Here is a 22,878-nt window from a genome sequence, read left to right as displayed (position 1 = left end):
GCATAACAAATAATAAAAACCTGCATCTTATTCCATTCAGATATAACGTTTAGCTCACCAATTGCCATTGTCTTTTTTCCATGGCTGGATTACTAATCACTGACAACAGAAGCTCTTTCACTGCCTGCGCCTGTGGCGATAAATTCGATCTGGCGGGTAAATTTAATGACAATGAGAGACTCATTGAAGGTGTGGTAATAAGTGACATCCAACCGTTAACAGCGTCACATAACGAACGCGCGGCCGATTCCGGCAATACTGCAACGCCCATACCGCTGGCAATCGCGGCGGTAAGTGTGGCGATAGACTCAATTTCACCGATAACTTTAGCTGTGAGTCGCCGTAGGGAAAAAGCCTCATCGACACGAAGTCTTACTGCACTGTAATCGCCGGGAAGGAAGAGGTTCATTTGCGCTATAGCATTAACATCAACGCTTTGCCCAGGACAATCCTGAGTACCGACAAGAAACAGATCTTCTTTTAACAAGGCCTGGCTGGATACGCCTGACACAGGGGAATGCTCGTAAATCACCGCCATATCAAGCTGATGATTAATAAGTTTATCGTTAAGAACAGCACCACTATTTTCATGTAGATAGATAACCACCTCTGGAAATTCGGCGCGAACCGCCTGTAATAAGGGCATGGTGATAGATGACGCGGCGATCCCAGGCGCAAAGCCAATCGAAACTTGACCCGATAATGTCTGTCCTACGTTATGTACCGCCAGTTGGGCCTGTTCACACTGACGTAAAATTGCCCGCGCATGGGTGTAGAGAATTTTTCCGGCGTCTGTCGGTGTAACGCCTCGTTTTGTGCGAATCAAAAGTTGTTGATTCAGCTCTCCTTCCAGCGTAGCAACCTGCTGACTGAGCGCAGGCTGTGCTATATGCAATACTTCAGCAGCCTGGGTCAGGCTACCAATGTCTACAATTTTTACGAAGTATTTCAGGCGTCTAAAGTTCATGGTGCCTCCGGTTTTTTAAAAGTCAGCCCAAGTGCCGACATTACTACAACCAGATTGCAAGATACTTGCCAGTTTCATTTTTCCGCTGGTACTAAAGCTAATAGCCTGTCAAATAAGAGATTATGATTGTTTTGCCCTTGCTCTTTTTTACAGAACAAATGTCCCATGCCCCATGAAAGGGTGATATGCACCACGATGGAACATGATTAAAAAGATTGAAAGTTCATCGCTTTGTTGAAATTGGCAGCAAACGAACAAAAAAATGCATTTCCCCCTTTGACATCCCCAGGCCTCGCCATTAATATTCGCCCCGTTCTCACGATTCCTCTGTAGTTCAGTCGGTAGAACGGCGGACTGTTAATCCGTATGTCACTGGTTCGAGTCCAGTCAGAGGAGCCAAATTTTGAAAAGCCCGCTTTTAACGCGGGCTTTTTGCTATTCACTCGGCAGTTATTTTAAAACCTCTGCCTTGCGCCAGGATTAATTTGCACAGGCATTCCCGAGCGACGTTGCAACGCAGCATTTGCACGGTTTACATCAACTTCTTGCCCGTTGATAAACGCCCGCAAAGAAGGCGTTACCGGCAATGGCACTTTTCTGTCAGACTCATATTCTGCTCGATTGCGCGACAGCGGTTCATGAACTTCCAGCCACTTTGAACCATCCGGTTCAGTTGTGTATTTCACAGGCTGATCAATAATTTGCACACGCGTGCCTACCGGAACATTATCAAACAGATACTTGATATCGTCATTACGCAGACGAATACAGCCCTGACTCACCCGTAGGCCAATACCAAAATTGGCATTAGTACCGTGGATGGCATATAACCTGCCGATATAAATAGCGTACAACCCCATAGGATTATCGGGTCCGGCAGGGACAAACGCGGGCAGACTCTCCCCACGTTTCGCATATTCGCGGCGAGTGTTGGGAGTTGGCGTCCAGGTTGGCGCTTCTTGTTTTCGTTCAACGGCAGTCACCCAGTTACGCGGGGTTTCACGCCCGGCCTGACCGATCCCGATAGGAAAAACTTCTACAGTATTACTGTCTGGCGGATAGTAATAAAGACGCATCTCAGCAACGTTAACGACTATCCCTTTACGTATAGTGTCGGGCAAAATCAGTTGCTGCGGAATGGTGAGTTGCGAGCCAGACTTCGGCAAGAAAACGTCAACGCCTGGATTCGCTTCCAACATATTACTCAGCCCTTGCCCGTACTGCGCAGCAAAAGTTTCAAGCGGCTGGATATTGCGATCGGGAACCGTAACCGTAAGAGACTGCCCCACTAAACGGCTACCCTCTGGAGGTAGTGGATAAGTTACCGCCAGACTATGATGGCTGGCAAAAAGCAGAACAAATGAACAAAGAATATTTACACGACGCATCATATCCCTTTCCTAAGTCGCGAAAGTTATCCAATAAGTATAGCTTTTGTCAGGCTTTCCGTTTTTAGCTGTTCAATCCAGAAGTTGTATTTCCGGGTAGAACAATATTACTGGCAGCAAGTTCGCCCATGCTGCTGTATATCGCACAAGCTGCTTCAACGATGGGCATCGCCAGTGCCGCGCCACTCCCCTCACCTAAGCGCATTTCCATATTGAGATAAGGCTCCATTCCCAAATGCGCCAGCGCAATACGCGCCCCTTTTTCTGCCGATAAGTGAGAAGGAATAAGATAAGGTTTAATAGCGGGTGACATCTGGCAGGCCGCAAGCGCGGCGGCATAAGATAGAAATCCATCCAGCAATACAGGTAAACCACAGGAGGCGGCACCTAACATCACGCCAGCCATTCCGACCAAATCAAACCCACCGACTTTTGCCAGTACATCAACACCATCCAGTGGATTCGGTTGATTCAACGTAATTGCCCGACGGACAACATTCACTTTATTAGCCAGTTTATCTGTTGGCAGGTTTGCACCAATACCCACCACAACTTCAGGATCATGTCCCGTCATAGCGCTAACTATCGCCGCTGCCGGAGTCGTGTTTGCCATCCCCAGTTCGCCCACACCAAACAGCGTTACGCCATTTTTCGCCAGTTCACGCGTATAACGGATGGTTTCCAGAAGCAACTCTTCAGCCTGGCAGCGGCTCATTGCCGGGCCTGAGGCGATGTTGCCACTACCTCGGGCGACACGCATGTTGATAAGTCCGGGGATTGGCTCTGCAGTATCTATCCCCACATCAATCACATGAACTTTAGCACCCGCTTGTGCTGCCAGCACACACACGCCTGTTGTTCCGCGTGTCATATTTTCAGCCTGAATGGCTGTCACCGCTTTCGGGGAAATAGCGACCCCCTCATCCCAGACGCCGTGATCGGCACACATGACCAGTACTGCTTTTTTGCCCACATGAGGTGTGCCATTCAGCCCCGGCATTCCCGCCAGTTGTATGGCAAGCGACTCCAGTCTTCCCAGACTACCGACGGGTTTTAGTAACCCGTCAATATACCGTTGTACGCGCGACATAGCGGCAGAATCGATAGCAGGGATTGTATTCAGTAAATCGACGAGTGTTTGCATGTCACTTCTCCTGGGTTATCTGTCTTACAGCAGCGCCAGCAGGAAAACCAGTTCACCAAGTTCAATGGCCGCTCCCAGCGTATCGCCGGTCTGCCCACCCAGAGTACGTTTGAGAAGCTGACCGAGGATGAAAATCACCACCATCGTCACCACCATAGCAGCAACACCGTGCATACCTGGCAATAATACGGCTGCAAAAATAACGGCTAAACCGAGGGTGACACAGGTTTGTCGTCCATCGATTTTACCAATAAACACATTGCCAAGCCCTTCTTCCCTGGCATAACGATGACGATACATTAATAACGCAGCGGCTCCGCGGCTGACCGCACACGCTGCTGCCAGAGATGCAAGGATCGGCTCACCACGTAATGCCAGCTCGCTTAACACCAGAATCTTTGCCAGCACAACAAAAATCAGTGCCAGACCGCCGTGGGTTCCTAAACGACTATCACGCATGATTTCCAACATGCGATCGCGGCTACGAGCAGAAAATACGCCATCACAGGTATCTGCAAGCCCATCCAGGTGGAATCCTCCGGTCATCAGCGCCAGAACCAGCACACTAAACAATGCCGCCAGCGGCACACCACACCATGCCTGCAACACCATGAAGACCAGTCCGCTAATAGCACCAAGTAATAAACCAATTAAAGGAAAAGTAATAATACCGCGAGAATAATGCTCAAAATCCAGCCCCTGGGACCAACGATGCGGTACAGGCAGACGCGTAATAAAAGAGAGCATCGCCCAAAATAATTTACTCATTTGATTTTTACTCCAATACCCGAAACCACCAGCCATACTTCATCTGCCGCAGCGGCCAGTTGCTGATTCACTCGCCCGGCAATATCACGAAAATGTCGCGCCAGGCGATTCTCCGGCACAATCCCCATTCCCACTTCATTGGTGACTACTACGACTTTTGCAGGGCAACATAGACAGGCGGCAATCAACGACTGAATCTCGTCATTAATCGCCAGCTCCAGCGCCATATAGTCCCATTCGTCAGGGTCTTTATCGCCGCCATATTCAAACAACAGATTAGTCACCATTGTCGTAATGCATTCCAGCAACACGGCGTGTTGCGGATTAATGTCCGCATTAATTAACTCATCAAGCTGTTGCCAGCGTTCCACTGTACGCCAGTGCACCGGGCGGCCTTGTCGATGATGCTCAATTCGTGCCGCCATCTCATCGTCAAGGATTTGCGAAGTGGCGATATACAGAACCTGTGGAGAATTCCCAATAAGCGCCTCAGCGTGCCGGCTTTTCCCGCTCCGTGCTCCACCCGTCACTAAAATCATCATACGGACTCCTGATTCAATTGTATGATGGTATTCATTGACCAGAACAATGGATACACCACCGTGCTGACCGTAATAACACTCCCTCGATTAATACTGCGCGTAATAAAAATAAAAATCCAGTATTCTCAATTCATTACGAATGAGGACGGCATTGTGAGATAGTCTGATTTCCCTGTGAAAACGCCCGACAAAATGCGTCATTAGCAACAGATTCTCTCCATCGACACGTCTCATTCAGATAATTGATTAATGCTACTGCTCCACCGGTCGGACCGGCCAACAAACGGGCATTGTGCTCTGCAATTAAGATTACCGTCGCACCATCAGGATGAGAAAAGCTTTCTGGTATGGATGCCCCGTTTTCAGCAATCAATAACAGCACTGAATAATCGCTATATGCATCTGACAACGATTGTACTGGCCCTCCGTTAAAAGGCAGAAAACCTTGCTGCCAGTCCTCACCAACAAAACAGGTCATTGGCAACATTTCAGCCAGATGTTTAGCCAATTCAATATCGCCAGTGGAGAGGCAAAAAAGTGCTATCGATTCGGGTTTCATCGTTTTCATACCCTCCGTCCTCCGCTTGGTTTCCTGCAATGACGGTCAGGTTGATATACCATAAAAAAAGATTGCTGCGCCTTGAGTGCAGCCCTGATGCCTGTCGGCACTACGATGAATAAACTAAATGATGCCGCCATCCCCTGATCCTTTCAGGGTGGTAGGGGTATAAAGACGCGTCAGTGCTCAAGCAGACGCTTCCGGGCAACCCACTTCCCACCGAAGTTGTTGGTATTGACTGGCAGGCTGGTCTTCTGGCTTAGCGTCATCCTCCCCCACCCTTCCCAATCTCGCGATCAGTGGTATTTTCGGGGTTGTCAGCATTACAGCAGCGGGGGCTGCGAGGGATTTACACCCACTTCCCAGGCACAAATGTGCCAAACCTGTCAGCGTATGTTATGAGCTGATTTCACTTTTCCCATAACACGTAAATAACGTTAATTATTACTGTCGGAATCTATTTAGTCATCCCTCATTTTTTACATTCAATTTATGCTGTTTCCGCTGCTGTATTTTCGCTAATTTGCTGACGATATACCTGCGGTGTTACCTGATACGTCTGACGAAAAACTTTGCAAAAATAACTGGTTTGCGAAAAGCCTAAATTACGCGCAATGCTGGCGATGCTCCAGTCACTATGGCACAGCAACTCGCGGGCGCTGGCCATCCGTTGTTGGTTTACCCACGCATTAAAACCAATCCCATGATATTTCTTGAACAATTTACTGAAGTAATAAGGGCTGAGATAAACATGGGAGGCAACATCTTCCAGGCGCAAATCGTCTGATAAATGCGCATCAATATAGCGTAATGCTTTTTTCATTTTGTTATCGTGGGGATTAGGCGTGCGAGTCTGACGTAGCGGATCCGAATAAGGTTTATTCTCTTTAATAACAACAAAATTGAGTTGTTTTTTGAGGCAGTTTTCCACAATTAACTTCAACAGATCAGCAGAAGCCATAACTCGCGAGTAATCCATCTCCGGGACTTTGCGAAATTCATTAAGTAACTCGGGATCTGCCTGCCAACAATCATCGACATTCAGAATATCGACTAAATCGACATCATCATTACGCAGGCGGACTTGTCCACACAATACAAAGCCGACTAAATGCCCGGCAATCACCAGAGGGATAGAAAAATCGGTTAATCCTGCATGGCAACGATAAATACAAGGTTGATCGGATTTAGAGGCTTCCAGCCCCCCACAACGATCGCTCATGCGGCAGCGTGTGCTAAGCTGAGGATGTCGCCGCATCATCTGACAAAATGAGGTGAAGTTAAACAGCTCGGAAATTTCATCACCGTGGATATTAACCACGACAACCGCAAGGCTGGTCGCCTGCGCAAAATCCTGCGCGATTTTATTAATGAGTTCTGAATTAAGTGTCGCCGCAGAAATCATGATAAAACCTCCCAGTTAATTTATTGTTATAGTAAAACAATTGTTTTACATTTAATCTTCACATCATCCCTAATGATTTACTGACGAGAAGCACAAAGGACAATAACAAAAGCCTCCGTGAGGCGGGAGACTTTTTAATAAGTTCTGAAAGCAGATCACAAACAGTAAAAAAATAAACGTTTATAACCGCTATGTTATTTCACTATTCGATGATGTCTTTAGGTATAACACTATTGACAGGTAGGTTTTTTGCAATGAGAAAGCGATAAATTGCTGCGCCAACACATGCCCCAATGATTGGAGCAATAATGGGGACGATGAAATAAGGAATATTACGCCCACCAGTCATCGCTATTTCCCCCCAACCAGCAAGCCAGGTGAAAATTTTTGGCCCGAAATCACGCGCTGGATTCATGGCAAAACCGGTTAATGGTCCAGTAGATGCACCAATAACAGCAACCAGAATGCCAATAAGTAAAGGAGCAAGAGGTCCTTTTGGTATGCCATTGCCGTCATCGGTTAACGCCATAATCAACCCCATCAACATGGACGTAATGACCACTTCAACCAACGCCGCCTGCCATACATTTAACGCGGCAACCGGATAAGTGCTAAAGATACTGGCGAGTTGCAAACTTTCAGCGCTACCACGAACTATATTGTGAGTGGATTCAAAATCGGTAAACAAGCTGTTGTATAAAAAATACGCCAGAACGGCTCCACCAAAGGCCCCCGCCAATTGTGCCACACAATATGGCAACACTTTACGGGCAGGAAAAGCAGCAAACAACCACAGAGCAATGGTAACCGCCGGGTTCAGATGGGCGCCAGAAATGCCTGCCGTAAGGTAAACAGCAAGTGAAATACCTAACCCCCAAATGATACAAATTTCCCACAGACCCAGACTTGCCCCGGCAAGTTTTAGGGCGCATAAACAACCAATGCCAAAAAAGAGGAACAGTCCGGTGCCCAAAAACTCGGCAACGCATTGCGCCTTGAGTGAATCATTCATAGTGACACCTTCTTTACGGAGTTTGTTTCTTTATCAGTTAATCGTGCACTGATTGTCGTGTATATCGAGCGCAACTATAAAAATTGCGCCGGGGAAAATATTGCCAACATGCATGACCGGCACGCTGAAAAATCGTGTTGATATAGCAAATTATTGTCATTCAAAAAGTATTCAACTTAGATACAATCGCTATTGAGCTCGCCAACTCTGCCAGATTTCCACAATAAAAAATTGCCATCCTTATATAATAAAACTTAAACAAATATCACAATTCACTTCCGCAAAGCCCAACCCGACAAAGCATTAGTGCAAATTAAATCTACCGACCAATGCAATTAATTCACATTAAAAAAACCAGAAAACGACCAGTAAATTAATAACATATAGATAATTAAGGCAATTTTATAATATTTACCCTCTATTAATTTTGCTCATCGGATGATTAAGTCAGCCATTCTTTTTTCTCGCTTTTTTTTATAGTCATATCGTCAAAAAATCCAGGCGAGGTCTTTATGCAACAAGAAGCGTTAGGAATGGTTGAAACCAAAGGCTTAACTGCCGCCATAGAGGCCGCAGATGCCATGGTTAAATCGGCAAATGTATTGCTGGTTGGCTACGAAAAAATAGGTTCCGGGCTGGTGACCGTCATCGTTCGTGGTGATGTCGGGGCGGTAAAAGCGGCAACAGACGCAGGTGCCGCCGCCGCACGTAACGTCGGTGAAGTGAAAGCCGTACACGTAATTCCCCGCCCACATACTGATGTCGAAAAAATCTTACCAAAGGGAATTAACCCATGAGCAGCAATGAACTGGTCGAACAGATCATGGCGCAGGTCATCGCTCGCGTAGCGACGCCAGAGCATGAGGTTCTCCCGAAAACCACTCATCAAACACGAGAGACGGCTATGGCAGAAAAAAGCTGCACGTTAACGGAATTTGTTGGCACCGCTATTGGCGACACTGTAGGTCTGGTCATTGCGAATGTTGATAGCGCCCTATTGGACGCGATGAAACTCGAAAAACGCTATCGCTCCATTGGCATTCTGGGCGCGCGTATTGGTGCGGGGCCACACATTATGGCCGCGGATGAAGCAGTAAAAGCCACGAACACTGAAGTTATTAGCATTGAACTTCCTCGCGATACCAAAGGTGGTGCAGGACACGGCTCATTAATCCTCTTAGGTGGCAACGATGTTTCCGACGTGAAACGCGGTATTGAAGTTGCACTGAAAGAACTCGACCGAACCTTTGGCGACGTCTACGCCAATGAAGCCGGACATCTTGAACTGCAATATACCGCTCGCGCCAGCTATGCACTGGAAAAAGCGTTTGGCGCACCACTGGGCCGCGCTTGTGGCGTCATTGTCGGCGCTCCGGCTGCTGTTGGTGTTCTGATGGCCGATACTGCGCTGAAATCCGCCAATGTGGATGTCGTGGCATACAGCTCCCCAGCTCATGGCACCAGCTTCAGTAATGAAGTCATTCTGATTATCTCGGGTGACTCCGGCGCTGTCCGACAGGCGGTCATCTCCGCTCGCGAAATCGGTAAAACCGTGCTTTCGACTCTCGGTGATACACCGAAAAACGATCGCCCTTCCTACATCTGAATTCCATGAGGCAGATTCATGAGATCGAAAAGATTTGAAGCACTGGAAAAACGCCCGGTTAACCAGGATGGTTTCGTTAAAGAGTGGATTGAAGAAGGCTTCATTGCGATGGAAAGCCCGAACGACCCGAAACCATCAATAAAAATTGTTAACGGCATCGTCACCGAGCTGGATGGAAAACCCGCCAGCCAGTTTGACTTGATCGACCACTTTATCGCCCGCTACGGTATCAATCTCGCGCGTGCCGAAGAAGTCATCGCGATGAGCTCGGTCAAACTTGCCAATATGTTGTGCGATCCAAATGTCAAACGTAGCGATATTGTTCCCCTGACCACAGCAATGACGCCCGCCAAAATCGTCGAAGTTGTTTCACAAATGAACGTGGTAGAAATGATGATGGCGATGCAGAAAATGCGCGCCCGTCGCACACCATCGCAACAGGCTCACGTCACCAACGTCAAAGATAACCCGGTGCAAATTGCTGCCGACGCGGCCGAGGGAGCATGGCGCGGGTTTGACGAACAGGAAACCACCGTTGCCGTTGCTCGTTATGCACCTTTCAATGCTATCGCCCTGTTGGTAGGTTCGCAGGTGGGACGCCCTGGCGTCTTAACCCAGTGTTCACTGGAAGAAGCAACTGAACTGAAACTCGGTATGTTAGGCCACACCTGCTACGCCGAAACGATTTCTGTCTACGGTACGGAACCCGTTTTCACCGACGGCGACGATACACCGTGGTCAAAAGGGTTTCTCGCATCATCTTATGCTTCTCGCGGCTTAAAAATGCGTTTTACTTCCGGCTCCGGTTCTGAAGTGCAGATGGGCTATGCGGAAGGAAAATCAATGCTTTATCTTGAGGCACGTTGTATTTACATCACCAAAGCCGCGGGTGTTCAGGGTCTGCAAAACGGTTCCGTAAGCTGCATCGGCGTGCCATCGGCTGTGCCGTCAGGCATCCGTGCAGTACTGGCGGAAAACTTAATTTGCTCATCGCTGGATCTGGAATGCGCCTCCAGTAATGACCAGACCTTTACCCACTCAGATATGCGCCGTACCGCACGTTTCCTGATGCAGTTTCTGCCGGGCACCGACTTTATCTCTTCCGGTTTTTCCGCAGTACCGAACTACGACAACATGTTTGCCGGCTCAAACGAAGATGCCGAAGACTTCGATGATTATAACGTCCTTCAACGTGACCTGAAGGTTGATGGCGGCCTGCGACCGGTGCGCGAAGAAGATGTTATCGCCATCCGCAATAAAGCCGCACGCGCTTTACAGGCTGTCTTTGCAGGTATGGGATTACCGCCCATTACCGATGAAGAAGTCGAAGCAGCGACCTATGCCCACGGTTCGAAAGATATGCCAGAGCGCAACATCGTAGAAGACATAAAGTTTGCCCAGGAAATTATCAATAAAAACCGTAACAGTCTGGAAGTGGTGAAAGCCCTGGCGCAAGGCGGTTTTACCGATGTCGCGCAGGACATGCTCAACATGCAAAAAGCGAAACTGACCGGCGATTATCTCCATACCTCAGCCATTATCGTCGATGACGGACAAGTACTCTCTGCGGTCAATGACGTCAATGATTACGCCGGACCGGCTACGGGTTATCGCCTGCAAGGGGAACGCTGGGAAGAGATCAAAAATATTCCCGGTGCACTTGATCCCAACGAAATTGACTAAGGGTGAGAAATGGAAATTAACGAGAAATTACTTCGTCAGATCATCGAAGACGTGCTGGCAGAAATGCAAACCAGCGACAAGTCCGTTTCATTTCGCGCACCTGTCGCCGCAACTGCCACTTCCGCGCCGGATGGCGGAAAATTTTTGACCGAAATTGGTGAAGCCCAACAAGGTGTTCAGCAAGATGAAGTCATTATTGCTGTAGGCCCGGCTTTTGGCCTGGCGCAGACCGTCAATATTATCGGCATTCCGCATAAAAACATTTTGCGCGAAGTGATTGCCGGTATCGAAGAAGAAGGCATTAAAGCCCGAGTGATTCGCTGCTTTAAATCGTCTGATGTCGCATTCGTAGCGGTCGAAGGCGATCGTCTTAGTGGTTCAGGCATTGCTATTGGTATCCAGTCGAAAGGCACCACAGTTATCCACCAGCAAGGGCTTCCTCCCCTGTCTAACCTGGAGCTGTTCCCACAAGCGCCATTGTTGACGCTGGAAACCTATCGCCAGATTGGCAAAAACGCCGCGCGTTATGCGAAGCGTGAGTCTCCACAACCCGTTCCGACCCTCAACGATCAGATGGCGCGGCCGAAATACCAGGCCAAATCTGCCATTTTGCATATCAAAGAGACCAGGTACGTGGTCACTGGCAAAAAGCCGCAAGAACTGCGCGTGACGTTTTAACAAAGGAAACCTTCATGAATACCGATGCAATTGAGTCGATGGTCAGGGACGTGTTGAACCGTATGAATAGTCTACAGGATACAACTCCTGTTTCTGCGGCCCCCCACTCATCAACACTGAGCGCCAAAGTGACTGATTACCCGCTGGCAAATAAACACCCAGAATGGGTCAAAACGGCAACCAATAAAACGCTCGACGATTTCACTCTGGAAAATGTACTCAGCGATAAAGTTACCGCCCAGGATATGCGCATAACCCCTGAAACATTGCGTATTCAGGCCGAGATTGCCAGAGATGCTGGTCGTGATCGCCTGGCGGTGAATTTTGAACGTGCTGCCGAACTTACCTCAGTGCCGGATGATCGCATCCTTGAAATCTACAATGCGTTGCGCCCTTATCGTTCGACTAAGCAAGAACTCATTGCCATTGCCGACGATCTTGAACAGCGTTATCAAGCCCAAATTTGCGCTGCATTTGTCCGTGAAGCCGCAGAACTCTATGTCGAGCGTAAAAAACTGAAAGGCGACGATTAAGGACGAACTATGCGCTATATAGCAGGCATTGATATCGGCAATTCATCGACAGAGGTTGCGCTGGCAACGCTCAGTGCGTCTGGAGAATTGTCGTTCGTGAGCAGCGCTCTGGCAGAAACCACCGGAATCAAAGGTACGTTGCGTAACGTACATGGTATTCAGGAGGCGCTCGCACAGGCAACGAAAAAAGTCGGTATCACTGTCAGCGATATTTCGCTTATTCGTATCAACGAAGCAACTCCGGTCATTGGTGATGTAGCGATGGAAACCATTACGGAAACCATCATCACCGAATCAACCATGATCGGCCACAATCCGAAAACGCCAGGCGGAGTAGGTCTGGGAGTGGGACTCACCATCACTCCGCAAGAGTTGTTAACACGCCCGGCGGAAGCACCATACATCCTGGTCGTGTCATCGGCATTTGATTTTGCCGATATCGCGACCATGATAAACGCCTCCGTGCGTGCCGGATATCAACTGACTGGCGTAATTCTGCAACGCGATGATGGTGTGCTGGTCAGTAACCGACTGGAAATCCCTTTACCCATTGTTGATGAAGTCCTCTATATCGAGCGTATTCCACTCGGTATGCTGGCCGCGATTGAAGTTGCCGTTCCCGGGAAAGTTATCGAAACCCTGTCTAACCCGTATGGGATTGCCACTGTTTTTGCCCTCAATGCTGAAGAGACTCAAAACATTGTTCCTGTGGCACGAGCGCTTATCGGCAACCGTTCAGCAGTAGTAGTGAAAACACCGTCTGGTGACGTTAAAGCTCGTTCGATACCCGCCGGAAACATTGAGCTGCTTTCTGCCGGGCGCACAATGCGGGTCGATGTTGCCGCAGGTGCCGACGCCATTATGAAAGCGGTCGGTGAGTGCCCAAAACTGGAGAACGTGACGGGCGAACCGGGTACCAACATCGGCGGAATGCTGGAACATGTTCGCCAGACCATGGCGGTGCTGACCAATAAACCCAGCCACGAAATTTTTATTCAGGATTTGCTGGCGATAGATACGTCTGTTCCGGTCAGCGTAACCGGTGGTCTGGCTGGAGAATTTTCACTGGAACAGGCAGTGGGTATCGCCTCAATGGTGAAATCAGACCGCCTGCAAATGGCGATGATCGCCAGTGAAATTAAGCAAAAACTGCATATTGATGTTCAGGTCGGAGGCGCAGAAGCAGAAGCCGCAATTCAGGGAGCATTAACTACCCCGGGGACAACGCGCCCTCTGGCAATTCTGGACTTAGGCGCCGGTTCTACCGATGCCTCCATCATCAATCAGAAAGGGGAAATGATTGCCACTCACCTTGCAGGAGCAGGCGACATGGTGACGATGATTATCGCCCGAGAACTGGGCTTAAATGATCGTTATCTGGCTGAAGAAATCAAAAAGCACCCGTTGGCAAAAGTAGAAAGCCTGTTCCATTTACGCCATGAAGACGGCAGCGTTCAGTTCTTCCCTACTCCGCTATCCCCTCATGTCTTTGCCCGCGTTTGTGTGGTGAAACCCGACGAGCTGGTGCCGATTCCCGGCGATTTAACACTGGAAAAAGTGCGTGCCGTTCGTCGCAGTGCGAAAGAGCGCGTCTTCGTAACAAACGCTCTGCGTGCGTTACGTCAGGTAAGCCCAGGTGGAAATATTCGCAACATTCCATTCGTCGTGCTGGTGGGCGGCTCTTCGCTGGATTTTGAAGTACCACAGTTAGTCACCGATGCGTTGGCGCATTATCGACTGGTCGCCGGGCGGGGGAATATCCGTGGCAACGAAGGACCGCGCAATGCGGTAGCTACCGGGCTACTTATCGCCTGGCGCAAGGAGTCGGCTTATGGAAAGTAAAGGACGAGCCCCCGCCATTGTCGTCATGGTAATCGGTGCTTACACCAACGCATGGGATGAGGTGCTTTTCGGTATTGAAGAAGAGGGGATCCCCTTTAGCATTCAACAAATCCCGTCAGGTGAGGTGATCGATAGCGCCTGGCAGGCCGCTCGTCAGTCCCCCCTGTTGGTTGGCATAGCCTGCGACCGGGAAAAACTAATTGTACATTACAAAAATTTACCGGCATCAGCACCGTTGTTTACGCTGATGTATCAACAAGATAACTATGCCCGGCGTAGTATCGGCAATAACGCCGCCCGCCTGGTCAAAGGCATTCCCTTCAGGGAATACCACCCATAATCCACAGGAGAAATGCTGTATGAATAACGCACTAGGACTGGTTGAAACAAAAGGGTTAGTTGGCGCAATTGAAGCCGCGGATGCCATGGTTAAATCCGCCAACGTGCAACTGGTTGGCTATGAAAAGATTGGTTCGGGTCTGATTACGGTGATGGTCCGCGGCGATGTCGGCGCAGTAAAAGCCGCCGTTGATGCGGGGAGCGCAGCAGCAAGCGCCGTTGGTGAAGTGAAATCCTGCCATGTCATTCCACGACCGCACAGCGATGTTGAGGCCATTTTACCTAAATCTGCATAACCCCATTCGCTAAGGAGCACAGCGTGAAGCAATCACTGGGATTACTTGAAGTCAGTGGTCTGGCACTCGCCATCAGTTGCGCGGACGCTATGGCTAAGGCCGCGTCCATCACGCTGGTTGGCCTTGAGAAGACCAATGGTTCGGGCTGGACGCTCATCAAAATTATCGGTGACGTCGCCTCGATTAATGCAGCGATCGCAACAGGCGTCAGTTTCGCCAGACAGCGAAATGGTCTTGTCGCGCACAAAGTGATTGCCCGACCAGGAGAAGGAATACTGCCCCGCACAACAGAAGCATTGGATGCGACAGTCGAAGCAAGCGAAACACCTGCAACAACAGTCGCCGCAGAAATTATCAGTTGTAATTTGTGTCTTGACCCGGCGTGCCAACGGCAAAAAGGTGAACCCCGTTCACTTTGCCTGCATTCCGATAAGCGAGGGGGGTAGTAATGGATAAACAAACCTTGCAGGAGGCTGTTAGCCTGGTCCTGGATGAGATGCGCGAGCGCCCTATCCCTCTGGGCGTCTCCAGTCGTCACATTCATCTTTCAACGGCGGATTATGTGCGCCTTTTTCCTGAACAACCGATCAGCGAGAAAAAGTCGTTATTACAACCTGGTCAGTTCGCTGCTGAACAGGTTGTTACGCTGGTGGGACCAAAAGGCAAATTGCACAACGTTCGCTTGTTGGGGCCATTACGTAACTCAAGTCAGGTGGAGATTTCCCGGACTGACGCCAGAACGTTAGGGATCGCCGCTCCGCTACGCATGTCTGGCGATCTCAGCGACACACCGGGAATTCGTCTGATAAGCCCTTTTGCAGAGCTGGAAATCGCTTCTGGCGTTATTGTCGCGCAACGGCATATTCATATGTCTCCGCTTGATGCCCTGATTTATGGCGTTACACATGGTGATAAGGTGGCGGTCGCCATTGAAGGGGATGAGCGACGACTGATATTCGATAACGTTGCCGTTCGCGTCTCACCGGATATGCGTCTTGAAATGCATATTGATACCGACGAAGCCAACGCCGCAGGCGCTGATAATCCTGACGTTTTTGCCACGCTGGTGTCGGTGCCATGAATAACGTGCTGATGCAACACATTGTTGACGAAGTGATTTTTCGCCTGAAACAGCGTGCGGGAAAAACACTCGCGCTAACTGTTTCGCAACTGCGAGAAGCCAGCGTTCACGAGATAGTTCATCAGTATGCATCGTTACAAATTCAATACGTCGATCTGCCGTTGTTGCGACAACTCGCGGAAAACGAAACGTCAGATCGTGCAGCAATCCACATTCACGAGGCGTTAGCCTGGGGAATGCACATTCAATTGTCGTTGCAGCATCATTTTCTGAACGCCATCAAATTAAAGTCACTCGCCCGTCTACCGTTAACCTGGTGCGACGAACAAGGGCAACCGGTCTACCTTCATCGTGGTCGACTTTTAAGTTATGTCGACATAGCGCAGTTATGCACGGGAATACTGGTGCTGCAACGGAAATGTTGTGTGACCGCCCTTGCGCGTGAAGCGGCAATTACCCGAAACATTCAGTTAATCAGGCAGGAGTAACCCATGCATCTGGCTCGAGTCACTGGCGCGGTGGTATCCACGCAAAAATCACCTTCTCTGGTCGGGAAAAAACTGTTGTTGGTTCGCCGGGTCAGCGCTGACGGTGAACTGCCTCTCACGCCATTAACCGGTGACGAAGTTGCCGTTGATTCAGTCGGTGCTGGCGTCGGTGAGTTGGTACTCCTCAGCAGCGGTTCCAGCGCCAGACATGTGTTTTCCGGACCTAACGAAGCCATCGACCTGGCAGTGGTTGGCATTGTCGATACGCTTTCGCGCTAAGGAGTTGAAAGATGGCGATTTATACCAGAACAGGCGATTCAGGAAATACGTCCCTATTTACCGGGCAACGTGTCAGCAAAACTCATCTACGTGTCGAAGCCTATGGCACGCTGGATGAACTGAACGCGACACTCAGTCTGTGTTATTGCGCCACCACCATCGAAAGTCATCGCATCTTACTGGAAGCCATTCAGCAACAGATATTCTGGTTTAGTGCCGAGCTCGCCAGTGAAAGCGAACAGCCATCAGCGCAGCAACGTTACATCAGTACGGAAGAAATCGCCGCGCTGGAAAAAGCGATCGACAGTGCAATGAACGCGGTTCCTCCAGTTCGCAGCTTCATTCTACCTGGTCGTTGTGAAGCCGCAAGCCGCATGCATTTCGCCCGCACAGTGGCTCGCAGGGCCGAAAGACGTCTGGTTGAACTGACAACGGAAGCCACCGTTCGCCATGTTTTACTGCACTACATCAACCGGCTTTCCGATTGCCTGTATGCCCTCGCCCGCGTGGAAGACAATGTTGCTCATCAGAACCTGATGATTCAGGAAATAACAAAACGTTATCACGAAGCTAACCACACTCCAGCATTGAAGGAACGCACGATGCCGCTCACTTTTCAGGATCTTCATCAGCTCATTCGTAGCGCGGCAATGCGCGCAGATGAACTGCATATTCCCGTAGTCATTAGCATCGTTGATGCCAACGGTACGGAAAGCGTTACCTGGCGGATGCCTGATGCGCTGCTGGTTAGCAGTGAACTGGCACCGAAAAAAGCCTGGACCGCCGTGGCGATGAAAACGGCAACACACAAGCTTGCTGACGCCGTGCAACCCGGAGCGCCGCTTTACGGACTCGAAAGCCATATGCAAGGCAAAGTTGTCACTTTTGGTGGCGGTTTCCCCCTCTGGCGTGACGGAATATTGCTTGGAGGGCTTGGTATCAGCGGCGGTAGCGTTGAACAAGACATGGATATTGCACAAACCGCAATGGCAGCAATTAACGCAGGAGCAAACCTATGAATACCACTGAATTAGAAACGATTATCCGCAATATCCTGCGCGAACAAATGATGCCCACTGCGTCACAAACGCAAAGAAATGGTATTTTCCAGACTGTCGATGACGCCGTCTGCGCTGCACACCAGGCCTTTTTGCGCTTTCAACAGTGCCCACTTAAAACCCGCAGTGCCATTATCAACGCCATTCGCGAAGAATTATCCCCCCGCCTTACCGAACTGGCAGAAGAGAGCGCTATCGAAACGGGGATGGGAAATAAAGAAGATAAGTATCTAAAAAACAAAGCGGCTCTCGATAACACACCTGGAATTGAAGACTTAACCACCACTGCGCTAACCGGTGATGGTGGCATGGTTTTATTTGAATACTCTCCGTTTGGGGTTATTGGCTCAGTCACGCCAAGTACCAATCCAACGGAAACCATCATTAACAACAGCATCAGCATGTTGGCTGCAGGCAATAGTGTCTATTTCAGTCCTCACCCGGGAGCCAAAAACGTATCGCTGAAACTGATCGCCATAATCGAAGACATCGCGTTTCGCTGTAGTGGCATTCATAACCTTATCGTTACCGTGTCTGAACCAACCTTTGCCGCTACCGAACAGATGATGACGCACCCTAAAATCGTCGTTCTGGCAATTACTGGCGGTCCAGGTATCGTCGCGATGGGGATGAAAAGTGGCAAGAAAGTGATTGGTGCCGGTGCGGGTAACCCGCCCTGCATCGTCGATGAAACGGCGGATATTGTGAAAGCCGCCGAAGACATCATCAACGGCGCTTCATTCGATTACAACCTGCCGTGTATCGCTGAAAAAAGCCTGATAGTCGTTGAATCAGTAGCAGATTACCTAATCCAACAGATGCAAAGTTTTGGCGCTTTTCTTCTTAACCGGGAACAAACTGACCAATTGCGTGCTATTTGCCTTCCTGGCAATGTTGCCAACAAAAAGCTGGTGGGTAAAAGTCCTTCAGCCATGCTGGAAGCAGCGGGAATTCCTTTACCGCAGAAAGCCCCTCGATTACTAATTGCTATTGTCGACGCCGATGATAGCTGGGTTACCTGCGAACAACTGATGCCAATGTTGCCCATTGTAAAAGTTAATGATTTTGATAGCGCCCTCACCCTGGCGCTGAAAGTGGAAGACAGCTTGCACCACACGGCAATTATGCACTCGCAGAATGTCTCTCGGCTCAACCTTGCCGCGCGCGTTATGCAAACCTCCATCTTTGTCAAAAACGGCCCCTCCTGGGCAGGCATTGGCGTCGGCGGTGAAGGCTTTACGACCTTCACCATTGCTACACCGACCGGAGAGGGGACAACGTCAGCACGGACTTTTGCCCGCTCACGACGCTGCGTGTTGACCACTGGTTTTTCCATTCGCTAGAGAAACGGAAATGAATACTTTTTCACTGCAGACGCGTTTATACAGCGGACCAGGAAGTCTTAAAGTGCTTAGCCGTTTCACCAATAAGCACATCTGGATTATTTGCGACGCCTTTCTGGCACGCTCACCACTGATTGACACGTTGCGCCAGGCGCTGCCTGACAGCAACCGCCTCAGTATTTTTAGCGAAATAACACCCGACCCAACTATCCAGACCGTGGTAAAAGGCATTGCACAAATGCAGACTTTACGCCCGGATGTGGTTATCGGTTTTGGCGGCGGCTCTGCGCTGGACGCCGCAAAAGCGATTGTCTGGTTTAGTCGCCAGTGTGCTATTGAGATTGACACCTGCGTAGCCATTCCCACCACCAGCGGCACCGGCTCAGAAGTGACCAGCGCCTGTGTCATCAGCGATCCAGAGAAAGGGATTAAATATCCCCTTTTCGATAATGCACTTTATCCGGATATTGCAGTCCTCGATCCCTCGCTGGTCGTCAGCGTGCCTCCCGCGATAACTGCCAATACCGGAATGGATGTTTTAACCCATGCGCTAGAAGCCTATGTTTCTCCACGCGCCAGTGATTTCTCGGATGCTCTGGTCGAAAAAGCCGTGCAAATTGTTTTTCACTACCTGCCTACAGCAGTGAATAAAGGCGATTGTCTTGCTACTCGCGGCAAAATGCATAATGCCTCGACGCTTGCCGGAATGGCCTTTAGCCAGGCTGGGCTTGGGTTAAATCATGCAATTGCCCATCAACTCGGCGGGCAGTTTCATCTGCCACACGGCCTGGCGAATGCTCTCCTGCTCACGGCGGTTATCCGCTTTAATGCTGGCGATCCGCGCGCCGCCAAACGCTACGTCCGGCTGGCAAAAACGTGTCATTTATGCCCTGATAACGCCAATGACACCGCCAGCCTGAATGCACTCATTCAACATATTGAACAGCTTAAAAAAACCTGTGCAATACCGACTCTCGCTAATGCACTGAAAGAAAAAAAAGCAGAATGGTCAGCACGTCTTCCAGATATGGTTCAGGCCGCGCTGGCGGATGCAACATTGCGTACCAACCCACGAGCGGCTGATGCCTCCGCTATTGAGGAACTGCTTGAGGAGTTGTTATGAACGTCGAGTTAACGTCCTGTGACAGTCAGACGATCCGTGAGCGAGTTCAGGCAGCCGGGGTTGTGGGTGCTGGCGGCGCAGGCTTTCCAACACATATCAAGCTGCAGGCGTGTGTTGACACTTTCCTGGTAAATGCCGCGGAATGCGAACCAATGTTGAAAGTGGACCAGCAGTTAATGGCACAACAAGCCAGCCGCCTGCTGCGCGGTGTTCACTATGCGATGAAAGCCACCGGGGCTGCTAGCGGAATCATCGCGCTGAAAGAGAAGTATCAACCCGCAATAAAAGCACTTACACCATTACTTCCAACGGATATCCGCCTGCATATTTTGCCCGACGTTTATCCCGCTGGGGATGAGGTGCTGACCATCTGGATGGCAACAGGTCGTCGCGTTCCACCCGCCGCGTTACCCGTTAGCGTCGGCGTGGTGGTGAATAACGTCCAGACCGTGCTGAATATTGCCAGAGCCGTTGAGCAACAGTATCCGGTAACGCGCCGCACGTTAACCGTTAATGGTGCAGTTGCTAAACCAGTAACAGTGACCGTTCCCATCGGAATGTCTTTACGCGAGGTACTGGCGCTGGCGGGAGGCGCTACGGTAGATAATCCCAGTTTTATCAATGGCGGGCCGATGATGGGGAGTTTGCTCCCATCGCTCGATACGCCAGTCAGCAAAACCACCGGCGGCTTGCTGGTCTTACCCAACTCTCATTCACTGATCCAACGTCGAATGCAGGATGATCGCAACGTACTTGCCGTCGCGAAAACCGTTTGTGAACAATGCCGCTTATGTACCGATCTCTGTCCACGTCATTTAATCGGTCACGAACTGTCACCACATTTGTTAGTACGTGCGGTTAACTACCAACAGCTCGCTACACCGCAACTGTTACTGACAGCACTCACCTGTTCGGAGTGCAACGTCTGTGCCAGCGTCGCCTGCCCGGTAGGTATTTCACCAATGCGCATAAATCGCCTGCTTAAGCAGGAATTACGCGCTAAAAATCTCCGCTACGAAGGCACCTTAAACCCTGCGGATGTCATGGCAAATTATCGACTGATTCCCGTAAAACGGCTGGTAACCAGACTGGGCTTAGCACCGTGGTATCAGGATGCGCCATGGTCTGAACACGTGCCACAGCCCGAAAAAGTGACGCTATTGTTACGCCAGCACATCGGAGCCAGCGCAATTGCGTGTGTCCAAAAAGGCGATCGTGTCGTTCGTGGGCAATGTGTAGGCCAAATTCCACACGGCACATTAGGTGCCCCCATTCATGCCAGTATTGATGGCAAGATCAGTGATGTGACAGAAAACGCGATTACGGTTGTGAGAGGTTAACCATGTCAAAAGCGGTAGGTATTGTAGAACTTAGCAGTATCGCGAAAGGGATGGAAACCGGCGATGCCATGCTGAAAAGCGCCAACGTTGAGTTACTGGTCAGCAAAACGCTATGCCCCGGTAAATTTCTGCTGATGCTCGGTGGCGATGTCGGTGCGGTGCAACAGGCCATCGATAATGGCACGTCCCTTGCTGGTGAAATGCTGGTCGACAGTCTGGTTCTTCCTAATATTCATCCCACTATCCTGTCTGCAATCAGCGGTCTGAACCATGTTGACCAGCGACGGGCTGTCGGTGTAGTAGAAACCTGGAGTGTAGCAGCCTGCATTGACGCTGCCGATTGTGCAGTGAAAGCGGCAAACGTCACGCTCGTGCGGGTGCATATGGCCTTCGGTATTGGCGGTAAATGCTACATGGTAGTGGCAGGCGATATTTCTGATGTTAATAACGCGGTCTCTGTCGCCAGCGAGCGCGCAGGGGAAAAAGGTTTGTTGGTCTATCGTTCGGTGATTGCCCGTCCGCATGAAGCCATGTGGCATCAGATGGTGGAGGGATAATGTCAACTCAACACACGACTGAACGGATGATTCAGGAATATGTTCCCGGTAAACAGGTCACACTGGCGCATGTGATTGCGAATCCCGGAAAGGATCTGTTTAAGAAATTAGGTTTACCAGACACCGTTTCTGCCATTGGCATTCTGACGATTACCCCCAGTGAAGCATCTATCATCGCGTGTGATATCGCCACAAAATCAGGCGCTGTAGAGATTGGTTTTCTTGATCGTTTTACCGGCGCGGTAGTTCTGACTGGCGATGTTTCTGCTATCGAATATGCACTTAGCCAGGTTACACGCACGCTGGGCGAAATGATGCACTTTACCGCCTGTTCCATTACACGGACCTGACACTATGCAACGGATGATGCTCATCGGCCCCAGTCAGTGCGGAAAAACGTCTCTCACACAATGCCTGCGCGGAGAGAATATTCAGTATCAGAAGACGCAGGCAATCGTCTGGTCACCGGCCACCATTGACACACCCGGGGAATACCTCGAAAACCGCAGCCTTTACAGCGCACTGCTGGTCTGTGCCTGCGAAGCGGACATTATCGCACTGGTACTTAATGCGAACGCACCGTGGTCCCCTTTTTCGCCAGGCTTTACCACATCGATGAATCGCCCGGTCATTGGGGTAGTAACCAAAGCGGATTTAGCCAGCGTAGAACAAATATCTTTGGTGAAATGCTGGTTACGGGAAGCCGGGGCACGCAACGTATTAGTAACCAGCGCGATAAATAACATCGGGGTTGCAGAACTTTTTACCTTATTACATACAGAAGAAGGTTGTCGTTAATTTCGACATTTCAATATGTTATCAGATGGGAATGATGACTTGTGACACC

Annotated in this window: 27 protein-coding genes, 1 tRNA gene and 1 riboswitch; of the genes, 20 read left to right on the top strand and 8 right to left on the bottom strand. The window is 50.0% G+C overall.

Annotated features, from left to right (window positions below; all coding sequences use genetic code 11):
• Positions 1-49: 49 nt before the first annotated feature.
• Complete coding sequence (gene nac / locus A9587_RS17410; protein WP_105263687.1) at positions 50-967, bottom strand: nitrogen assimilation transcriptional regulator NAC; 918 nt, start codon at positions 965-967, stop codon at positions 50-52.
• Between the two features lie 323 nt (positions 968-1,290).
• On the opposite strand from nac, the gene A9587_RS17405 reads away from it, so the two are divergent.
• Positions 1,291-1,366: transfer RNA gene (locus A9587_RS17405), tRNA-Asn, on the top strand.
• A 56-nt stretch (positions 1,367-1,422) separates the two neighbouring features.
• Here A9587_RS17405 and ldtA read toward each other — a convergent pair.
• From ldtA to pduF, 7 genes are all read right to left on the bottom strand, one after another.
• Entirely contained in the window at positions 1,423-2,358 is a 936-nt protein-coding gene (ldtA, locus tag A9587_RS17400; RefSeq protein ID WP_000986354.1) for a L,D-transpeptidase, read from the bottom strand.
• A 61-nt stretch (positions 2,359-2,419) separates the two neighbouring features.
• The gene (gene cobT, locus A9587_RS17395; RefSeq protein ID WP_001194240.1) at positions 2,420-3,499 is read right to left on the bottom strand and encodes a nicotinate-nucleotide--dimethylbenzimidazole phosphoribosyltransferase; all 1,080 of its coding nucleotides are present in this window, start codon (positions 3,497-3,499) and stop codon (positions 2,420-2,422) included.
• 24 nt (positions 3,500-3,523) lie between these two features.
• Positions 3,524-4,267, bottom strand: a complete 744-nt coding sequence (cobS, locus tag A9587_RS17390; RefSeq protein WP_001516588.1) for an adenosylcobinamide-GDP ribazoletransferase — start codon at positions 4,265-4,267, stop codon at positions 3,524-3,526.
• On the bottom strand, positions 4,264-4,809 hold the full coding sequence (cobU, locus tag A9587_RS17385; protein ID WP_000973182.1) for a bifunctional adenosylcobinamide kinase/adenosylcobinamide-phosphate guanylyltransferase: 546 nt from the start codon (positions 4,807-4,809) through the stop codon (positions 4,264-4,266). The genes cobS and cobU overlap by 4 nt, the downstream gene beginning before the upstream one ends.
• Positions 4,810-4,942: 133 nt before the next feature.
• A complete protein-coding gene (locus A9587_RS17380) occupies positions 4,943-5,377 on the bottom strand; it encodes a hypothetical protein (RefSeq protein WP_001516590.1) in 435 nt (144 codons plus the stop codon).
• Between the two features lie 218 nt (positions 5,378-5,595).
• Positions 5,596-5,770: riboswitch (cobalamin riboswitch) on the bottom strand.
• An 88-nt stretch (positions 5,771-5,858) separates the two neighbouring features.
• Complete coding sequence (pocR, locus tag A9587_RS17375; RefSeq protein ID WP_000622053.1) at positions 5,859-6,773, bottom strand: transcriptional regulator PocR; 915 nt, start codon at positions 6,771-6,773, stop codon at positions 5,859-5,861.
• Between the two features lie 202 nt (positions 6,774-6,975).
• A complete protein-coding gene (pduF, locus tag A9587_RS17370; protein WP_105263686.1) occupies positions 6,976-7,785 on the bottom strand; it encodes a propanediol diffusion facilitator PduF in 810 nt (269 codons plus the stop codon).
• Positions 7,786-8,297: 512 nt separating this feature from the next.
• Between pduF and pduA the strand changes: the two genes are divergently transcribed.
• The 19 genes from pduA to A9587_RS17275 are packed head-to-tail and all read left to right on the top strand — an operon-like array spanning position 8,298 to position 22,829.
• Positions 8,298-8,582 carry a propanediol utilization microcompartment protein PduA gene (gene pduA, locus A9587_RS17365; protein WP_001183614.1) on the top strand — a complete coding sequence of 95 codons (285 nt, stop codon included), beginning with the start codon at positions 8,298-8,300 and terminating at the stop codon, positions 8,580-8,582.
• Entirely contained in the window at positions 8,579-9,391 is an 813-nt protein-coding gene (pduB, locus tag A9587_RS17360) for a propanediol utilization microcompartment protein PduB (RefSeq protein ID WP_000097486.1), read from the top strand. Before pduA ends, pduB begins: the two co-directional genes overlap by 4 nt.
• Positions 9,392-9,409: 18 nt before the next feature.
• Positions 9,410-11,074, top strand: coding sequence for a propanediol dehydratase large subunit PduC (gene pduC, locus A9587_RS17355; RefSeq protein ID WP_001256922.1), 1,665 nt, complete (start codon positions 9,410-9,412; stop codon positions 11,072-11,074).
• 9 nt (positions 11,075-11,083) lie between these two features.
• Complete coding sequence (locus A9587_RS17350; protein ID WP_000405038.1) at positions 11,084-11,752, top strand: propanediol/glycerol family dehydratase medium subunit; 669 nt, start codon at positions 11,084-11,086, stop codon at positions 11,750-11,752.
• 14 nt (positions 11,753-11,766) lie between these two features.
• Complete coding sequence (gene pduE, locus A9587_RS17345; protein WP_001090590.1) at positions 11,767-12,285, top strand: propanediol dehydratase small subunit PduE; 519 nt, start codon at positions 11,767-11,769, stop codon at positions 12,283-12,285.
• A gap of 9 nt (positions 12,286-12,294) precedes the next feature.
• On the top strand, positions 12,295-14,127 hold the full coding sequence (locus tag A9587_RS17340; RefSeq protein ID WP_016262092.1) for a diol dehydratase reactivase subunit alpha: 1,833 nt from the start codon (positions 12,295-12,297) through the stop codon (positions 14,125-14,127).
• On the top strand, positions 14,117-14,467 hold the full coding sequence (locus A9587_RS17335; RefSeq protein WP_000444065.1) for a glycerol dehydratase reactivase beta/small subunit family protein: 351 nt from the start codon (positions 14,117-14,119) through the stop codon (positions 14,465-14,467). Before A9587_RS17340 ends, A9587_RS17335 begins: the two co-directional genes overlap by 11 nt.
• 19 nt (positions 14,468-14,486) lie before the next feature.
• Positions 14,487-14,762: a propanediol utilization microcompartment protein PduJ gene (pduJ, locus tag A9587_RS17330; RefSeq protein WP_001057752.1), complete on the top strand. Its 276-nt coding sequence runs from the start codon at positions 14,487-14,489 to the stop codon at positions 14,760-14,762.
• A 23-nt stretch (positions 14,763-14,785) separates the two neighbouring features.
• Positions 14,786-15,208, top strand: a complete 423-nt coding sequence (locus tag A9587_RS17325) for a BMC domain-containing protein (protein WP_001516595.1) — start codon at positions 14,786-14,788, stop codon at positions 15,206-15,208.
• Between the two features lie 2 nt (positions 15,209-15,210).
• A complete protein-coding gene (locus A9587_RS17320) occupies positions 15,211-15,843 on the top strand; it encodes a phosphate propanoyltransferase (RefSeq protein WP_000361033.1) in 633 nt (210 codons plus the stop codon).
• Positions 15,840-16,331: a microcompartment protein PduM gene (gene pduM, locus A9587_RS17315; RefSeq protein ID WP_001067061.1), complete on the top strand. Its 492-nt coding sequence runs from the start codon at positions 15,840-15,842 to the stop codon at positions 16,329-16,331. Before A9587_RS17320 ends, pduM begins: the two co-directional genes overlap by 4 nt.
• A 3-nt stretch (positions 16,332-16,334) precedes the next feature.
• The gene (locus A9587_RS17310; RefSeq protein WP_000549830.1) at positions 16,335-16,610 is read left to right on the top strand and encodes a EutN/CcmL family microcompartment protein; all 276 of its coding nucleotides are present in this window, start codon (positions 16,335-16,337) and stop codon (positions 16,608-16,610) included.
• Between the two features lie 11 nt (positions 16,611-16,621).
• The gene (pduO, locus tag A9587_RS17305; protein ID WP_001516597.1) at positions 16,622-17,629 is read left to right on the top strand and encodes a two-domain cob(I)yrinic acid a,c-diamide adenosyltransferase PduO; all 1,008 of its coding nucleotides are present in this window, start codon (positions 16,622-16,624) and stop codon (positions 17,627-17,629) included.
• Positions 17,626-19,011 carry a CoA-acylating propionaldehyde dehydrogenase PduP gene (gene pduP, locus A9587_RS17300; RefSeq protein ID WP_016248862.1) on the top strand — a complete coding sequence of 462 codons (1,386 nt, stop codon included), beginning with the start codon at positions 17,626-17,628 and terminating at the stop codon, positions 19,009-19,011. The genes pduO and pduP overlap by 4 nt, the downstream gene beginning before the upstream one ends.
• A gap of 10 nt (positions 19,012-19,021) precedes the next feature.
• A complete protein-coding gene (locus tag A9587_RS17295) occupies positions 19,022-20,134 on the top strand; it encodes a 1-propanol dehydrogenase PduQ (protein ID WP_105263685.1) in 1,113 nt (370 codons plus the stop codon).
• On the top strand, positions 20,131-21,474 hold the full coding sequence (locus A9587_RS17290) for a 4Fe-4S dicluster domain-containing protein (protein ID WP_105263684.1): 1,344 nt from the start codon (positions 20,131-20,133) through the stop codon (positions 21,472-21,474). Before A9587_RS17295 ends, A9587_RS17290 begins: the two co-directional genes overlap by 4 nt.
• A gap of 2 nt (positions 21,475-21,476) precedes the next feature.
• On the top strand, positions 21,477-22,031 hold the full coding sequence (gene pduT, locus A9587_RS17285; protein ID WP_105263683.1) for a propanediol utilization microcompartment protein PduT: 555 nt from the start codon (positions 21,477-21,479) through the stop codon (positions 22,029-22,031).
• On the top strand, positions 22,031-22,381 hold the full coding sequence (pduU, locus tag A9587_RS17280; RefSeq protein ID WP_000107121.1) for a propanediol utilization microcompartment protein PduU: 351 nt from the start codon (positions 22,031-22,033) through the stop codon (positions 22,379-22,381). Before pduT ends, pduU begins: the two co-directional genes overlap by 1 nt.
• Positions 22,382-22,385: 4 nt before the next feature.
• On the top strand, positions 22,386-22,829 hold the full coding sequence (locus A9587_RS17275) for a EutP/PduV family microcompartment system protein (RefSeq protein WP_085449036.1): 444 nt from the start codon (positions 22,386-22,388) through the stop codon (positions 22,827-22,829).
• The last annotated feature ends 49 nt before the right edge of the window (positions 22,830-22,878 follow it).

The sequence above is a fragment of the Escherichia sp. MOD1-EC6162 genome, from assembly GCF_002965125.1.
In the GTDB taxonomy this organism is placed as follows: domain Bacteria; phylum Pseudomonadota; class Gammaproteobacteria; order Enterobacterales; family Enterobacteriaceae; genus Escherichia; species Escherichia marmotae.
Note: the sequence above shows the minus strand (reverse complement) of the source record. Positions and strands in the feature narration are given on the sequence as shown.

Bases quoted from the DNA above. Each gene is read 5' to 3' on its own strand.
- nac (WP_105263687.1), bottom strand. From the start codon at position 967: ATGAACTTTAGACGCCTGAAATACTTCGTAAAAATTGTAGACATTGGT.
- ldtA (WP_000986354.1), bottom strand. From the start codon at position 2,358: ATGATGCGTCGTGTAAATATTCTTTGTTCATTTGTTCTGCTTTTTGCC.
- cobT (WP_001194240.1), bottom strand. From the start codon at position 3,499: ATGCAAACACTCGTCGATTTACTGAATACAATCCCTGCTATCGATTCT.
- cobS (WP_001516588.1), bottom strand. From the start codon at position 4,267: ATGAGTAAATTATTTTGGGCGATGCTCTCTTTTATTACGCGTCTGCCT.
- cobU (WP_000973182.1), bottom strand. From the start codon at position 4,809: ATGATGATTTTAGTGACGGGTGGAGCACGGAGCGGGAAAAGCCGGCAC.
- A9587_RS17380 (WP_001516590.1), bottom strand. From the start codon at position 5,377: ATGAAAACGATGAAACCCGAATCGATAGCACTTTTTTGCCTCTCCACT.
- pocR (WP_000622053.1), bottom strand. From the start codon at position 6,773: ATGATTTCTGCGGCGACACTTAATTCAGAACTCATTAATAAAATCGCG.
- pduF (WP_105263686.1), bottom strand. From the start codon at position 7,785: ATGAATGATTCACTCAAGGCGCAATGCGTTGCCGAGTTTTTGGGCACC.
- pduA (WP_001183614.1), top strand. From the start codon at position 8,298: ATGCAACAAGAAGCGTTAGGAATGGTTGAAACCAAAGGCTTAACTGCC.
- pduB (WP_000097486.1), top strand. From the start codon at position 8,579: ATGAGCAGCAATGAACTGGTCGAACAGATCATGGCGCAGGTCATCGCT.
- pduC (WP_001256922.1), top strand. From the start codon at position 9,410: ATGAGATCGAAAAGATTTGAAGCACTGGAAAAACGCCCGGTTAACCAG.
- A9587_RS17350 (WP_000405038.1), top strand. From the start codon at position 11,084: ATGGAAATTAACGAGAAATTACTTCGTCAGATCATCGAAGACGTGCTG.
- pduE (WP_001090590.1), top strand. From the start codon at position 11,767: ATGAATACCGATGCAATTGAGTCGATGGTCAGGGACGTGTTGAACCGT.
- A9587_RS17340 (WP_016262092.1), top strand. From the start codon at position 12,295: ATGCGCTATATAGCAGGCATTGATATCGGCAATTCATCGACAGAGGTT.
- A9587_RS17335 (WP_000444065.1), top strand. From the start codon at position 14,117: ATGGAAAGTAAAGGACGAGCCCCCGCCATTGTCGTCATGGTAATCGGT.
- pduJ (WP_001057752.1), top strand. From the start codon at position 14,487: ATGAATAACGCACTAGGACTGGTTGAAACAAAAGGGTTAGTTGGCGCA.
- A9587_RS17320 (WP_000361033.1), top strand. From the start codon at position 15,211: ATGGATAAACAAACCTTGCAGGAGGCTGTTAGCCTGGTCCTGGATGAG.
- pduM (WP_001067061.1), top strand. From the start codon at position 15,840: ATGAATAACGTGCTGATGCAACACATTGTTGACGAAGTGATTTTTCGC.
- A9587_RS17310 (WP_000549830.1), top strand. From the start codon at position 16,335: ATGCATCTGGCTCGAGTCACTGGCGCGGTGGTATCCACGCAAAAATCA.
- pduO (WP_001516597.1), top strand. From the start codon at position 16,622: ATGGCGATTTATACCAGAACAGGCGATTCAGGAAATACGTCCCTATTT.
- pduP (WP_016248862.1), top strand. From the start codon at position 17,626: ATGAATACCACTGAATTAGAAACGATTATCCGCAATATCCTGCGCGAA.
- A9587_RS17295 (WP_105263685.1), top strand. From the start codon at position 19,022: ATGAATACTTTTTCACTGCAGACGCGTTTATACAGCGGACCAGGAAGT.
- A9587_RS17290 (WP_105263684.1), top strand. From the start codon at position 20,131: ATGAACGTCGAGTTAACGTCCTGTGACAGTCAGACGATCCGTGAGCGA.
- pduT (WP_105263683.1), top strand. From the start codon at position 21,477: ATGTCAAAAGCGGTAGGTATTGTAGAACTTAGCAGTATCGCGAAAGGG.
- pduU (WP_000107121.1), top strand. From the start codon at position 22,031: ATGTCAACTCAACACACGACTGAACGGATGATTCAGGAATATGTTCCC.
- A9587_RS17275 (WP_085449036.1), top strand. From the start codon at position 22,386: ATGCAACGGATGATGCTCATCGGCCCCAGTCAGTGCGGAAAAACGTCT.